General features: G+C 50.0%; 17 protein-coding genes. 8 read left to right on the forward strand and 9 right to left on the reverse strand.

Translation table 11 applies throughout. From position 1 onward, the window contains the following. Positions 1 to 129 precede the first annotated feature (129 nt). The 4 genes from AC1S52_RS24605 to AC1S52_RS24620 all read right to left on the reverse strand — a co-directional run bounded on the left by AC1S52_RS24605 (position 130) and on the right by AC1S52_RS24620 (position 4,607). Positions 130 to 1,368, reverse strand: coding sequence for an HD domain-containing protein (locus tag AC1S52_RS24605; protein ID WP_482031681.1), 1,239 nt, complete (start codon positions 1,366 to 1,368; stop codon positions 130 to 132). Further along, the gene (ctpA, locus tag AC1S52_RS24610; protein WP_482031682.1) at positions 1,358 to 2,617 is read right to left on the reverse strand and encodes a carboxyl-terminal processing protease CtpA; all 1,260 of its coding nucleotides are present in this window, start codon (positions 2,615 to 2,617) and stop codon (positions 1,358 to 1,360) included. Before ctpA ends, AC1S52_RS24605 begins: the two co-directional genes overlap by 11 nt. A 251-nt stretch (positions 2,618 to 2,868) precedes the next feature. Continuing rightward, a complete protein-coding gene (locus tag AC1S52_RS24615; RefSeq protein ID WP_482031683.1) occupies positions 2,869 to 3,441 on the reverse strand; it encodes a GNAT family N-acetyltransferase in 573 nt (190 codons plus the stop codon). Continuing rightward, on the reverse strand, positions 3,441 to 4,607 hold the full coding sequence (locus AC1S52_RS24620; protein WP_482031684.1) for a pyridoxal phosphate-dependent aminotransferase: 1,167 nt from the start codon (positions 4,605 to 4,607) through the stop codon (positions 3,441 to 3,443). The genes AC1S52_RS24615 and AC1S52_RS24620 overlap by 1 nt, the downstream gene beginning before the upstream one ends. 146 nt (positions 4,608 to 4,753) lie before the next feature. On the opposite strand from AC1S52_RS24620, the gene AC1S52_RS24625 reads away from it, so the two are divergent. Then, positions 4,754 to 5,422, forward strand: coding sequence for an SDR family oxidoreductase (locus AC1S52_RS24625; protein WP_482031685.1), 669 nt, complete (start codon positions 4,754 to 4,756; stop codon positions 5,420 to 5,422). On the opposite strand, the gene AC1S52_RS24630 is transcribed toward AC1S52_RS24625, so the two are convergent. After that, the gene (locus tag AC1S52_RS24630; RefSeq protein WP_482031686.1) at positions 5,409 to 5,909 is read right to left on the reverse strand and encodes a hypothetical protein; all 501 of its coding nucleotides are present in this window, start codon (positions 5,907 to 5,909) and stop codon (positions 5,409 to 5,411) included. The genes AC1S52_RS24625 and AC1S52_RS24630 overlap by 14 nt on opposite strands. A gap of 168 nt (positions 5,910 to 6,077) precedes the next feature. On the opposite strand from AC1S52_RS24630, the gene petN reads away from it, so the two are divergent. The 3 genes from petN (at position 6,078) to AC1S52_RS24645 (ending at position 7,104) form a co-directional block, all read left to right on the forward strand. After that, positions 6,078 to 6,167 (forward strand): cytochrome b6-f complex subunit PetN, encoded by a 90-nt coding sequence (petN, locus tag AC1S52_RS24635; protein ID WP_482031847.1) that lies wholly within the window; start codon positions 6,078 to 6,080, stop codon positions 6,165 to 6,167. A gap of 17 nt (positions 6,168 to 6,184) precedes the next feature. Beyond that, positions 6,185 to 6,358 carry a hypothetical protein gene (locus AC1S52_RS24640; RefSeq protein ID WP_482031687.1) on the forward strand — a complete coding sequence of 58 codons (174 nt, stop codon included), beginning with the start codon at positions 6,185 to 6,187 and terminating at the stop codon, positions 6,356 to 6,358. Between the two features lie 275 nt (positions 6,359 to 6,633). Continuing rightward, positions 6,634 to 7,104 (forward strand): hypothetical protein, encoded by a 471-nt coding sequence (locus AC1S52_RS24645; protein WP_482031688.1) that lies wholly within the window; start codon positions 6,634 to 6,636, stop codon positions 7,102 to 7,104. A gap of 1 nt (position 7,105) precedes the next feature. Here AC1S52_RS24645 and AC1S52_RS24650 read toward each other — a convergent pair whose 3' ends face one another. Next, a complete protein-coding gene (locus AC1S52_RS24650) occupies positions 7,106 to 7,468 on the reverse strand; it encodes a Lin0512 family protein (protein ID WP_482031689.1) in 363 nt (120 codons plus the stop codon). Between the two features lie 308 nt (positions 7,469 to 7,776). On the opposite strand from AC1S52_RS24650, the gene fba reads away from it, so the two are divergent. Further along, positions 7,777 to 8,856 carry a class II fructose-bisphosphate aldolase gene (gene fba, locus AC1S52_RS24655; RefSeq protein ID WP_482031690.1) on the forward strand — a complete coding sequence of 360 codons (1,080 nt, stop codon included), beginning with the start codon at positions 7,777 to 7,779 and terminating at the stop codon, positions 8,854 to 8,856. Positions 8,857 to 9,124: 268 nt separating this feature from the next. After that, positions 9,125 to 9,691 (forward strand): pyridoxamine 5'-phosphate oxidase family protein, encoded by a 567-nt coding sequence (locus AC1S52_RS24660; RefSeq protein ID WP_482031691.1) that lies wholly within the window; start codon positions 9,125 to 9,127, stop codon positions 9,689 to 9,691. 150 nt (positions 9,692 to 9,841) lie between these two features. On the opposite strand, the gene AC1S52_RS24665 is transcribed toward AC1S52_RS24660, so the two are convergent. Further along, the gene (locus AC1S52_RS24665; protein WP_482031692.1) at positions 9,842 to 10,108 is read right to left on the reverse strand and encodes a hypothetical protein; all 267 of its coding nucleotides are present in this window, start codon (positions 10,106 to 10,108) and stop codon (positions 9,842 to 9,844) included. Positions 10,109 to 10,436: 328 nt separating this feature from the next. Here AC1S52_RS24665 and AC1S52_RS24670 point away from each other — a divergent pair, with 328 nt between their 5' ends. Beyond that, positions 10,437 to 11,429: an aromatic ring-hydroxylating dioxygenase subunit alpha gene (locus AC1S52_RS24670; protein ID WP_482031693.1), complete on the forward strand. Its 993-nt coding sequence runs from the start codon at positions 10,437 to 10,439 to the stop codon at positions 11,427 to 11,429. A 243-nt stretch (positions 11,430 to 11,672) separates the two neighbouring features. Here AC1S52_RS24670 and AC1S52_RS24675 read toward each other — a convergent pair whose 3' ends face one another. Continuing rightward, the gene (locus AC1S52_RS24675) at positions 11,673 to 12,212 is read right to left on the reverse strand and encodes a PPC domain-containing DNA-binding protein (RefSeq protein WP_482031694.1); all 540 of its coding nucleotides are present in this window, start codon (positions 12,210 to 12,212) and stop codon (positions 11,673 to 11,675) included. Beyond that, entirely contained in the window at positions 12,160 to 12,708 is a 549-nt protein-coding gene (locus tag AC1S52_RS24680) for a TetR/AcrR family transcriptional regulator (protein ID WP_482031695.1), read from the reverse strand. The genes AC1S52_RS24675 and AC1S52_RS24680 overlap by 53 nt, the downstream gene beginning before the upstream one ends. A gap of 45 nt (positions 12,709 to 12,753) precedes the next feature. On the opposite strand from AC1S52_RS24680, the gene AC1S52_RS24685 reads away from it, so the two are divergent. Further along, a complete protein-coding gene (locus tag AC1S52_RS24685) occupies positions 12,754 to 13,203 on the forward strand; it encodes a DUF5367 domain-containing protein (RefSeq protein WP_482031696.1) in 450 nt (149 codons plus the stop codon). Positions 13,204 to 13,773: the final 570 nt, after the last annotated feature.

The raw sequence follows: 13,773 nt of genomic DNA on the forward strand, positions 1-13,773 counted from the left end.
AGACCGAGGAAATAATTCTAAAAAATTGACATCTGAAACTACCAGGCGTTGCTGATTTTGGGTATGAATTAAGAGTTGTATGAATTGAAACTTCGTCCCAATTCATACGGCAATTCAGCACCACCGAACCTACCATCTTCCCTCTGCCTCACGGGGATAAACCAACCATACTCGCTGGTAAGGATTGGTCAAGGTGCGAACCAGGGGGGACAGGTTGCTAATTTCTTCCAGTCCTGTTGTAGTTTGCAGCTTAATGCCCTTCTGGTAAAGGGTGTAACCCCGACTGAAAGAAACCTCAATCCCAGCATAGTAGGGAGCATCCAACCCTGCCGCCGCCAGCCAGTAATGAACTTTGTGTAGCAGTGTCGTCTGGTCTTTTTCAGAGAGATGGGTTATATCGAGGGCTTTGAACAGGTCGCGATCGATGAAGCGGCGGCACAGGTCCGCCAGTACCGGATCGGTGCTGCTTTGCCAGCGCTGCATATGGTAGAAGAACACGCCATCATCGGCAGCGAGATAGTGGTCAAGAGAAAGGTGGTCACATTCCTGACTAAACCAGGCGGTGACTGTCTCATCTGCCTGTAACTGCCCGGTTTTCAATAGCTTGCGGGCGCGGTTCATTGCCTGCCCTAAGATCCAGGAGGCAGCAATATTTTTGGGATGGTTGTAGACCTGGGCATACATGAAGTAGCGGACGATTAGATAATGCTCAACGGCTGCCATTCCCTTACGGGCAACCACCAGTTGTTGACTGACCGGGTCATAGCGCAATGCCATCAGAATCCGATCCAGGTCAATTCTGCCGTAGGAAGCTCCGGTGAAGTAGCTATCACGCATCAGATAGTCGAGGCGATCGCAGTCAAGCTGGCTGGAAACTAACTGCCAGACAAGGGGGACCGGGTGCTTTTTCAGGTAAACCTGCACGATCTGTTCTAGCAAGTCTGACTGAAAGCCATCCAGCGCGTGTCGGATGGGCGTGTGTTCTTGCAGAATGCGGCGCGTCCAGTGCTCGTGATTGCTGCCAAATACGTCTTCCCCAGTGTGGCTGAAGGGTCCATGCCCCAGATCGTGTAGCAGGGCGGAACAAAGCACCACCGGGCGATAGGGCTGAATCTGAGGATACTGGGTAGCAATCCGGTCAAAGGCACGTCGGGCGATCGCCATCACACCCAGGGAATGGGTAAACCGGGAACTTTCAGCCCCATGAAACGTGAGGCTGGCAGGTCCCAATTGCCGTACTCGTCGTAGCCGTTGGAAGGCTGGGGTATCAATCAGGTGGATGAGAAGTGCCTCGGTGGGGTCACTATTGTTGAGGGCGATCGCTCCGTGCAGAGGATCGTGATAGATTCGCTCGGTATTAGGGAGCACCGGCAGCCACCATTGAATCTGTGGTTAAAAGTTCTACAGCGGTGGCATACTGGCGGTCTTCGTTGGTTCCCACCTGGTCACTCCGGATTGGATCGAGGGTGACTGCAACATCTGGAGTGATTCCCAGCTTATTAATGTCCGTGTGGTTGGGCGTTTCGTACTTAGCAACCGTCACTGCCAATCCAGAGCCATCAGATAGGTCAAAGAGGGACTGGATCAGCCCTTTGCCAAAGGTTTTCTCACCCAGGATGGTGGCACGTCCATTGTCCTTCAGGGCACCTGCCAGAATTTCACTGGCGCTGGCGGTTCCCTGGTTGACCAGCACCACCATCGGATCGTCGGTTAATGCTTGTCCCAGTGCCTCAAAACTGCCCAGAACACCCTGGCGGTTCACAGTAAAAACAATCGGACCCTGCTCCAGCCAGAAACGCGCAATCTCAATGCCGGACTGCAAAAGTCCCCCCGGATTGCCGCGCAGATCGAGAATGTATGCCTCTGCCCCCTGCTTTTCCAGGCGATTAATGGCATGGGCAACTTCAGCGGTTGCGTTGGCATTGAACTGGCTCAGCCGGATGTAGCCAAGTTTTTTAGGCTCGTTGCTCCCAGCCATTGTCTCAGTCCGTAAATCGGCAATGACTGGATTGAGGGCAATGCGATCGCGCACCACTTCAAAATCCGCAGGCTCTTTGCCTTCGCGTTCTATGGTCAGCGTCACCCGACTCCCCATCGCTCCCCGCATTCGATCCGCTGCCTCATCCAGAGACAAGCCTTCCGTGGGCACGCCATCGATTTTAGAAATCGTATCTGCCGGTTGAATACCGGCTTTGTCGGCGGGAGAATCGGCGATCGGAGCAATAACTCGTAGTTTGCCTTTCTCTCCATCCAGGGCAATTTGCAAGCCCACCCCGGTCAGCTCTCCGGATGTGCTGGTCTGCAAGCTGCGGTACTGGTCTGGCTTCAGCAGGCGAGTAAAGGGATCATCCAGGCTTGCCAGCATTTGCTGAATTGCCTCGTAGGTTTGCTCCCGATTTTCCAGCGGTTTTTTCAAGAGCCGCTCTCGCACCAACCACCAGTTCTGATGGTTGAAGCTGTCATCGACATAGGCGCGATCGACAACCCGCCAAACTTCGGATAAAAATTTCTGCTCATCGGTAAGTGCCAGTGCTGGAGACGCAAAAGTCCCCAGTCCGACCACGATCAATACGAGTAAAAGGATTATTTGCTTGAGCCAAAAATGCTGTCTTTTCATAGAAACTAATCTTAACGCCAGTTTATCGATGTATGCCAGAAGAGTTAAGACAATAGGGAAGATGATCGCCTTGCTTTCCTGCCTCCATGACACAGATCCCCTTTGATCAACTGGCAAAGCAATAGCTGAAAGGTTTTCTAGAGCCGATTGGAGTAGTCCAACGCCATTTGGAAGTCCCTGGGGAACCTAAGCTTGTAGACATTTGGTTTACTCCCACAACTTCGATCTCTCGAATGACGAATGATTTGGGTTTACTTAGCCGAATTCACAGCTTCAGACCCGTAGAATTGCTCTGCTCTTAATTCAAACAGTTCTGCTTCAACGCCATAGTATTGATTCGTTGAACCCAGAGGTTTCATTCCCAGCCTTTGAGTCACCCGGATGGAAGCCAAATTTTCAGCGTATGCCACAGCATAGATGACCGGCAACTTCAGCTCCTTGAATCCGTAGGCGATCGCTGCCCGTGCGGCTTCCGTTGCATACCCTTTGCCCCAGGAAGCCTGTCGCAAATGCCAGCCTACCTCATAGTCCTGGGTCAGTTGCCCCTGGTTATCGGGTAATTGCTTGAGCAGGACGGCACCCGCGATCGCTCCAGTTGATTTTTCAACAATTGCCCACGCTCCAGTCCCATTATTTAATGCCGCATAGCGGGCAACCAATTCATCCAGTGCTGCCTGCTGAGTGGCAACACTTTCCTGGGTATTGCCTCTGCCAACGAAACGCATCACTTTCGGATCGCCATAGATCTGAAAAGCCTGTTCTGCGTCTGCTTCCGGCACCCACTCCCGGATCCTTAAGCGCTCGGTTTCCCAAAGAATTGCCATCAAATCTTTGACCGCACAAACTTATCCAGCAAATCCATCCCTTTCTTAATCGTGTCCATGTCGGTAGCGTAGGAAAGGCGGATGCAATCATCCGCACCAAAGGCAATCCCAGGAACGACCGCCACCTGGAATTCAGCCAGTAATGCTTCACTAAATTCCAGGGAGGTTAGTCCGGTCTGCTGAATACTGGGGAACACGTAAAATGCCCCATCTGGCTTGGGAAAGGATAGTCCTGGAATGGAACTGACGGCATCCATCATGTACTGACGCCGCTGGGCAAATGCCTGCCGCATTTCTTCTACCGGCTCCTGGGAACCTTGCAGGGCTGCGATCGCGCCATACTGGGCAAAGGTACAGACATTCGAGGTGCTATGGCCCTGAATCGTGGTACAGGCGCGAATTAAATCGGTTGGACCTGCCAGGAACCCAACCCGCCAACCCGTCATAGAGTAGGCTTTAGCAAATCCACTACTAACGATGGTGCGTTCATAAATTTCTGGACTGGCTGCCCCGATACTGAAATGCTCGGCTCCGTCGTAGAGAAGTTTTTCGTAGATCTCATCTGAAACGACATAAATATCCTTCTCAACGATCACCTCCACTAAGGCTTTGATCTCATCCGGCGTGTAGACCATGCCCGTAGGATTGGAGGGCGAGTTCAACACAAATAGTCGCGTTTGGGGTGTAATTGCCTGTCGCAACTGATCAGGGGTAATCTTAAATCCACTTTCTACGGTGGTTTTAACAATCACAGGTTTCCCTTCCGCCAGTTTCACCATCTCCGGGTAGCTGACCCAGTAAGGAGCCGGAATAATCACTTCATCCCCCGGCTCAATCGTTGCCAGGAAGAGGTTGAACAGGGAATGCTTGCCGCCGTTGGTGACAATAATATTTTCTGCGCCATAGCAAAGCAGGTTTTCTTTCTGAAGCTTTTGGGCGATCGCTTCCCGTAATTTGGGTTCTCCTGCCGCTGGACCGTACTTTGTTTTCCCCTCTGCCAGGGCTTTCTGTGCCGCTTCTACAATATGGGCTGGAGTCGGAAAATCGGGTTCGCCGACACTGAAACTACAGACGCTCAACCCGTCTGCTTTCATCGCTTTGGCTTTGGTATCGACTGCCAGTGTTAATGAAGGGGTAACCTGTCCAACCCGTGCTGCCAGTTTCATTGCAACCTCAATTTCTATCGCTGCTTCGCCACTAGTTCAGGATACCCCAGGCTTGAGGGCGCGGCATGGTTTTTCTGAGTATGTCAGCTTGGTATAACATCATCAGCAGAGAACAGCCCATTGCCCCATTCAGTAAAAAGGTAGTTATGGCATCATCCATTTTTTTAGCAGGAGCAAGTCGAGGTGTTGGGCGAGAAATTGCCAGACTTCTGATTGCTCAGAACCAATCTGTGAAAGCCATGCTGCGCTCAGAGAGTGCCCGTGGCGACCTGGAAGCGATCAACGTGACGGTTGCAATTGGGGATGCGCTGAAGCCGGAGGAAGTTGAACAGGCAATGGTAGGCGAACCCATTGAAGTAGTCATCAGCACGATTGGGGGCAAACCCACCGATGGAGAGCGGGCAGACTTCAAAGGCAACCGCAACCTGATTGATGCGGCTGTCAAAGCCGGCGTAAAGCGATTTATTCTGGTTACCTCTATTGGCTCTGGGGATAGCGCCCCTGCCCTACCGCCACAAGCCCTGGAATCGTTGGGTCCTGTCCTGGCAGAAAAGGAGCAGGCAGAGAATCATCTGATCGCTAGCGGGTTGACCTATACGATCATTCGACCGGGCGGACTGCGGTCTGAACCGCCTCTAGGAGAAGGGGTTTTGACGGAAAATCCTTTAATCGCTGGAACCATTCACCGGGCAGATGTGGCACAACTGGTTTGCCAATGCCTCAACTCCGATCGCGCCAACAACAAAATTCTTTCAGCCGTGGGACGTAACACTATTTTCGGTACACCAGAGTTTGAAGTTTTCAGCTTGACTTAAATGGTTTCAGCCAACCCTGGTTCAGCGCCCAGTCTAAAACAATCCGGGCGATCGCAAACACTAGCAGGCTTTCCATCAAAGTCAGAAGGGCAGGCAATGGCGCTCCCGGGGCGAATGCCTGCCCTTCCACCTGTGCCAATCCCCGTACCAGCCCAAACGCCAGCACAGCCCCCGATTTCAAATGAGGGTTACGATCCTGACGAATGATATAGCGGTAGGTAATGGCAAACAGAAAGCCGGACAAGACCATAATTCCCCCACTTACCAAATTCTGCCAAAGCTCAGGTTGGTTCTGGAAACCTGCCAAGGCGGCAAGGTGGAAAGTCGATAACCAGGTTCTTCCCAGAGCAGCCAATCCAAACGCCAACCCTGCGCCCCCAGCCCCCATGACACCCGCTTTGACTGACTCTACCCGTTCAGCCAGCGGCGTTCTTCCCAATTCCTCCACCGAATTCACCTGCTCATCCCGCTCAATAGAAACCGCCATAGACTTCTACACCTACCACCCGTTGTTCACTGACCACTGACCACCTTCTAACCACTAGCAACCAACTACTAACAACCTCACCCCTCCTCTCCCCCCCTTCATCCCGTGCCAACTTTGAATTATGATGGATTTTGGATTTATTCTGTAATACTCGCTTTACATACAGTCATGGATATTTTGTCGCTGGGTTGGGTTGGGCTTCTAGTAGTGTTTACGTTCTCCATTTCCCTGGTGATCTGGGGACGTAACGGTTTCTAAATTAAGAATTAACGACAGTGGAATCTACGGCTCTTAGTGTTCTTGCTCTCGCAGCATTTGGTTTATTAGTTGTCTTAACTGGAGGCATTGTTTACCTGACTCTGGCAGATTGGCGCGATCGCCGTCGCCGTGACCAGGATGCACGGGGCGATCGCCCCAGTCGCCGCAAGTCTGAAAAGGCAAAGCGGTAACTTTCCAATACTGATCAAAAATCTATCTAACGTATCGGGCAGCTTGATAGCGATGATCGCCGGTTTCTCGTTGAACTTGGTTGAATTCAACGAGTCATTCCGCAGGAAACCGGGGAGCTACAAGTTGTTGCCCGCTTAACTATTCCAGTAGTCCAGGGAAGATATTTCCCAAAGCGTATGACCTGTACTTGAATCTCTTCTAAGATCTAAGGCATTCTATAGAACATCTATATTTGGTGGTCATAGTTTGCTGGTTCTAGCTAAGGAGAATCGTCATGGTACAGGGAACTCAGGAACAAGTCTTTCTAGATGGATTCGCAGTAGGAGAGTTGACTGGACGTTTGACCCATCAAGTTCCAGGTCAGTTTAAGGAATGGATCTCCCTATCCCAGCTCAATGACTTCAAAGGAGTTCTACGGAAACATAACTATAGTCTCACTGGGTTAACGGCTGATCCTGAGGATCCCACCCGTGTGCTGATGGTGGCAGAGAAAACGGCTGAAGGCACCAATCAAAATCTGGTACAGGCATTTACCCACAGCGATCGCTTTATGGACGGGTGGGAAGCCGGTTGTCTCCATAGCCAGTTACGCTACGGGCAACCTGAACAGGTTGAACAGTGGGTCAAGATCAACAACCTTGATGCGATCCAGCAGGTTCTGGATGAACACGGCTACGCCATTAGCTCCATGCGGATTCATCCCGAAGACAAGCGCTGGACCATGATGAGTGCTCGGAAGCGTTAAATCAAACTTCAACCAGAACTGTCACAGCAGCAACGGCGATCAGCATGTCATCATTGCGATCGCCCAGTTCTGGGATTGCCCGCCCCTGGACGACCATTCCACCTTGCTCCACCAGTAGTGACTTACGACCAAAGGGCAGGACTGCCAGCACCTCCTCCTGGTGCACCTGCTCTGGATAGGGAACCGCAACCTTGACCTCCACCACCATTTCATCTGGGTGGTTTAATCCCGCCACTTCCCACACCCCAGGAAGAGCATTGTGGGCGATCGCATTGCGAACTGCCCTGGCAGCCGCCACCGTGGGTTCTTGACCATGCTGGTCAATACCCATACCCATTTCGATAATCAGTCGTTTGAGCGCCATAGTTGAGAGAGGGGGATGGGTGGATGGCTTGTTAGTGAAGGGCGAAGGGGGTAAGAGGCAAGAGGTAAGAGGAAATTTGCGACAGCCTAAGAACTACGAACTCAAAACTATAAATTATGGACTTGCTCGTTATCCGACTACCCCGCATTCGATCACATAAGTAAATTAAATAGTAATTTTTGCCTATTATTTTGTCTAACCCTGCCTGACCCCCTGCCTCTAATTGGCAAAGTATCTTAAGATTATCGTAAGGATTAATCTTGTCTATAACTAGCTGATCACATTTAACCTAACCAGGAGGACTGTTTATGGCGCTCGTACCTATGCGACTGCTGCTGGATCATGCGGCGGAGAATGGCTACGGCATCCCTGCATTTAACGTCAATAACATGGAGCAGATTCAGGCAATTATGCAGGCTGCCCATGAAACCGATAGCCCGGTGATCCTGCAAGCATCCCGTGGTGCCCGAAAGTATGCAGGTGAAAACTTCCTCCGTCACCTGATTCTGGCAGCGATCGAAACCTATCCCCACATTCCCATTGTGATGCACCAGGATCACGGTAACGAGCCTGCCACTTGCTACTCCGCCATCAAAAACGGCTTCACCAGTGTCATGATGGACGGCTCCCTGGAAGCAGATGCAAAAACTCCTGCCAGCTTTGATTACAACGTTCGTGTCACCAGCGAAGTCGTTAAGGTTGCCCACGCGATCGGTGCCAGTGTTGAAGGCGAACTCGGCTGTTTGGGTTCTTTGGAAACCGGACAGGGCGACAAGGAAGATGGTCATGGATTCGAGGGTACTCTGTCCCATGATCAACTCCTGACTGACCCTGATGAAGCGGTTCAGTTTGTTGAAGCCACTCAAGTGGATGCGCTGGCAGTTGCGATTGGTACCAGCCACGGGGCTTACAAGTTCACCCGCAAACCGACTGGCGAAATTCTGGCAATCAGCCGGATTGAAGAAATTCACCGCCGCCTACCAAATACCCACTTGGTGATGCACGGTTCCTCTTCCGTGCCTGAGGATCTGATTGCGCTGATCAACCAGTATGGTGGTGCTATTCCTGAAACCTACGGGGTGCCCGTTGAGGAAATTCAGAAAGGCATCAAGAGTGGTGTGCGTAAGGTCAACATCGACACGGACAACCGTCTGGCGATTACGGCTGCGGTTCGTGAAGCTCTGGCTGCGAATCCGAAAGAGTTTGACCCCCGTCACTTCCTGAAGCCCTCCATCAAGTACATGCAAAAGGTCTGTGCTGACCGTTATCAGCAGTTTGATACCGCTGGAAATGCCAGCAAGATCAAGCAAATCTCTCTAGAAGAGTTTGCAGCCAAGTACGCCAAGGGTGATCTGGCTCAAGTGACCAAGAAAGCGGTTGGAGTGTAGGGAGTTGTTGGTTGTTAGTTGTTAGTTGTTAGAGACTGAGTTGTAATTAAGCAGTTTCTAATGATTAACAGCCAATAACGATGATTTCTAAATTCCTGGTCTTTGCCTTCATTGTGAATCTCTGAGTTAACCGGGTAGTTTTCGGACTACCCGTTTTTTTTAGGATGAAGTTCGGAGTTCGAAGTTCGGAGTTGAAAATGACTAATGACTAATGCCTACCAACCCCTCATCCCCATATTCCTGACCACTGACCAAGCTTTTTCCGTCTATGGCAAAATTATTCGATCGCATTACGGATGAACTGCAACGCTTTATTGCTGAACAACAAATCTTCTTTGTTGGGACTGCGCCTCTGAGTCAAACGGGGCATGTCAATCTTTCCCCTAAAGGGTTGGATAGTTTTCGGATTCTGTCACCGACTCAGGTAGCCTACCTAGATCTGACGGGGAGTGGTAACGAAACCTCGGCTCATTTGCTAGAGAATGGGCGGATCACGTTTATGTTCTGTGCGTTTCAGGGTGCGCCTCTGATTTTGCGTTTGTATGGGCATGGCTCTACCGTTTTGCCCAATAGTGACCCGTGGGATGAGCTATATCCTCTATTTACCCCAATCCCCGGTACGCGCCAGATCATCGTTGCCGATATTGAACGGATACAGACCTCCTGTGGCAATGGGGTGCCCCTATATCAATATCAGGAGCAACGAGAAGTAATGGTAAATTGGGCGGCAAAAAAAGGGGAACAGGACTTACGAGACTACCGCCAACAAAAGAACTTAGTTAGTATTGATGGTTTACCTACGCCCCTAGCCAGCACCACCATGTCTTCTGACTGATAGAGCCATCCAGCTAGATGCCATACAGACCACTAGTACAGTAAACAAAAAGTTTCGAAGGGGTGAAGGGGTGGAACCCCTTCTTGGGGGCTTTGCCCCCAAAATCCCATGTTGCAAAATTTAGTGTTTGCAACACTAGTGGGTCATTTGTCACGAACATCGCCATTGGTCAAAGAGGGAAAGATGTCTACGGGTAGGATATCGGGTACAAGCGCCAGAAGCACTCAAGCGATGCCGTTTTTGTAAGCGTGCCTGCTGTCGTCGCTGATCTCGTTTACGGACCCATTCAAAAGGCTGCGTCGGTATAACTGCCCCAGCTTCTACCGCTAAGAGCAGTTGGGCACGCACCACATGCACAGCAGATTCACGACGAGATCGACTGAGTTGCTCAATGATCTGACATTCTTCCACACTCACGGAGCGAAGAGCGGCTTTTTGCCGACGAGTTATTTGACTTACCCTAATACTAGGTATTGAGTTCTATACCTCTAGTCTGGAACTCTCAAATGGCGATAGCCATTACAAATGACCCACTAGTGGTTGGTCTATTTTGAAATTATGCGTCTGGCAATGAAAGGGGTTATTATTTTGGGGTTTTTGACCCACAAAATCATCTTGACAGACCACTGGGCTACCCGTGTTTCTGATTACAGAAATTGTTGTCATCGTTGGAGAAAATTGAGAAATTGCGATCGCAGTTTCATTCGGCAGACATTGAAACTATTCCAATAGCCTGTAATCTTCTATGCTCGTCACTCAACAGCCTGTCCTCAAACGGTTCTGGTATCCCGTAATGCCAATCTCAGCGCTTCAAGCGGGTCCCCAATCCTTTGAGTTGTTGAGTCAGAAACTCGTATTGTGGCTGGATGGGGATGAAAACCCAGCGGCGGTGCGCGATCGCTGCTGCCACCGCTCTGCCCGGCTGTCCCAGGGCAAAGTCGTGGATGGGTGTATTCGCTGTCCCTACCACGGCTGGTCGTTTAATCGTCTGGGAACCTGTGTTCAAGTGCCCCAACTCACCCATGACCAGATCCCTCGTACCTATCAGGTTGAGGGCTACCCGTGTCAGGAACGCTATGGCTATGTCTGGGTCTGCATGGATCAGCCATTACTCCCCATCCCGGAAATCCCTGAAGCAAATGATCCTGACTTCCGCCAGATTCCAGAATTTTATGAAGTGTGGCACTGTGCCGGACTGCGGCTGATGGAAAACTCGTTTGACAATGCCCATCCTCACTTTGTCCACTCCAGCACCTTTGGGGTTGAGCAGGAACCCGTTCCTCCCGCGCCTGATTCTTTTCAGGAAACGGAATTTGGGTTCTGGATGACCTATGTGCTGCCGGTCTTTAACTCCGATCTGCAACAGCAAAATTTACAAATGGCAGACACCAGAACCGTCCGCATCAGCGAAGGAACCTGGTTTATGCCCTTCATTCGCACGCTCAAAATCACCTATCCAAATGGATTGATTCACCTTATTTTTACTGCCGCTACCCCGATTAACGATTCCTCTTCCCAGATTGTTCAGTTCTGCCTGCGAAATGACACCGAGGCAGAAGCCAGTGCAGAGAGTGTGATTGCCTTTGACCGCACTGTAACCCTGGAAGATCGCGCTATTTTGGAAGGCACTGACTATGATGTACCCCTCAGCGTTAGTCAAGAGCAACACATGGCATCGGATAAACCAGGGATTGTCATGCGGCACAGGTTAGCAGCCTTGCTGAAAGTTGAGAGTTGAGAGTTAGTCTGGGTAATTGGTAATTGGTCGGCGATTCGTCCTTTGTCACCTGTAAATACCAATAACGCGGGTGCGACAATCCCCAGATCTTCGGTGTCTGGGGAGGTTAGTCGGTCAACTCAATTGGAGCCAATGAGATACCGGGGATCTTGGCTTCCAAGTCGCCCATTGCGTCAATGACTACTGACTACTGACCACTGACCACTGACCATTCACCACCTTCTAACAACTAACAACCAACAACTAACAACTCTTACTCCCTTTCATCTCCTCTATTTGCAACTCCTGATAACCTGTCTGCTCATCGAATACTCTGGAGAAGCGATGGTTCTGGCTCTCACCGATCACAATTTCGGCAGTGGTGTAAATGAGACTACCGCTGGACAGGTGACCACCAAGGGTTTTGCCTTCACTGTCTGAGATGGAAAGGTGGAGGTGAACACCATTGGGGCAAAGGGTACCGATTAAGGAGACAATCTCAAATTTCCCTACAAAAACCTGGCTGGCGGATTGTCCGGCAAAGCGGAGGGATGCCTGTTTGAGGCTACCCACGGTGGTTAGAATAAAGCCTGCTTGAATGTGGTTGGACTGGGTAAATTTCCATAGGCTTTCCTTCAAGTCCATATTTGGCTTCAATCGCAGGGCAAAGACTTCCATTGACATGTTGGGTTGCTTGAGTTGTCGGTGGAGACAGTAACCGAGAAATTGTCTGTAGATGTCCAGGTTCAAGCTACCGAAGTGTTCCCGTAAAAGCCTGAATGGTTTGTTGTCCGCGTTGTGCATTTCCCGTAGTCAAAAAGTCTAAGATTGCCCCTTGAAATAAATGAAATAGCGATAAAGCAGTAGTTTTGTCATGTGTAAGTTTAAATAGAGAATCTACCCATTTTTGACTCTCTTGCTCTAAGAAACGTTGTGTTTCTGAGTCGCCTTGGATGGCACGTTGATTTAGCTCCATCGTCAGTTTCAGCAAACCGTGCATCTCTGGTGAAGTCAAATGCCTCCACATTCCAAGCAGGGGTTGTGCTAGACAATCTGCCCCTTCAAGCGGCACGCCTTGAAATGACCATAATTTTTCACGCAAGCGAGTCTCCAAAAGACCGATGATTTGTCGCTCTAATTCGTGTTTAGAGCCAAAGTGGTAAACGAGCATTCGTCCACTAGTCCCTATTCTCTTAGCGATCGCGTTGATACTGGAGTCCAATGCTCCTACTTCGATCGCAGCAGCTAGACATCGTTCTAGAAGCTCTTCCTTCTTCTGAGGCTCAGTGGGTCGGCTCATGGGTTGACAGTTAACGTAACATCTATTACATTAATAATTAGCGTAATGAATGTTACATTAACACCGTTTAATAGAGAAATCACCATGAACGCAAAAGACCGAATTGGCTTCGTCTTACTTGGTTTCGTCATCTGGATAGTAGGAACTTCCGTTTATCGCATGGCTGGTTCGTATTTCTTTGAAGGTTCTTCTGCCCAATACTGGCTCAATGTCATTGTCACAGGTGTTTTGTATTCTGGGGTATCTTTGGGGCTTATGAAGTGGCGGCGGATTGAGAAAAAAGATTGGTTGCAGGGTGCGATTTGTATTGCTTTGCCTGGGATGCTAGGTGAGATTCCGATTCTCGCTGGCTTCTCTGAGTTAATGAGCAATATGCAACCTGAAACAGCAGGGCGCTATGCAGCCTTTCTGTTTGGCGGTTATGCATCATTAATTGGTTTTGCTTGGCTAATGTCCACAAAAGTAGATTCACTGCTTATACCTGATAGCAAATAGTCAGCCGAGAGCAGTGAAGAGTAGCCGATAGTGACCCAATCTAATCAGTTGATGAAAGCGGACGGTATAAAATCTTGGTGGTGATGCCGAGGTTGTTTGCCGCCGCTTATCTTGATTGATGGGGTTACTGTCTCATCAGGTAGATTGTGTAGCCACCTACGATTCCAAAAAAGATGATGAGAACTACGAAGAGAACGTAGGCGATCGGGGGTGGTTTCATACTCATAGTGATTCTCCTACTGGTTAAGTGAATTGACCAGGTAATTAGTATGGGGAATTCCGATGCAGGGTAGTGTCATGTTTATGACTACAGATCTTGCACCACTGGCAATACCCGCCCAGAATTCAAATTTCGGGCTGATAGCCGAAGTCCGTTGAAATGGACTGAAATAGCCAGGTGACAGGCTTTCAACCTATTTTAATGGGTTTGAGCCGTTAGCTCCGAACCGATTTGAGGGCAGGTTATGGGGCAAGGGGCAAGCTCTCAGGTTTAGGAAATTTGGCATCCAGCTTTTCTATCACAACTTTTAGTGAAACTGAGTGGAATATCCTTTTCATATTTTGGTAATT

It is taken from the genome of Kovacikia sp. CALU 1929 (genome assembly GCF_056784235.1).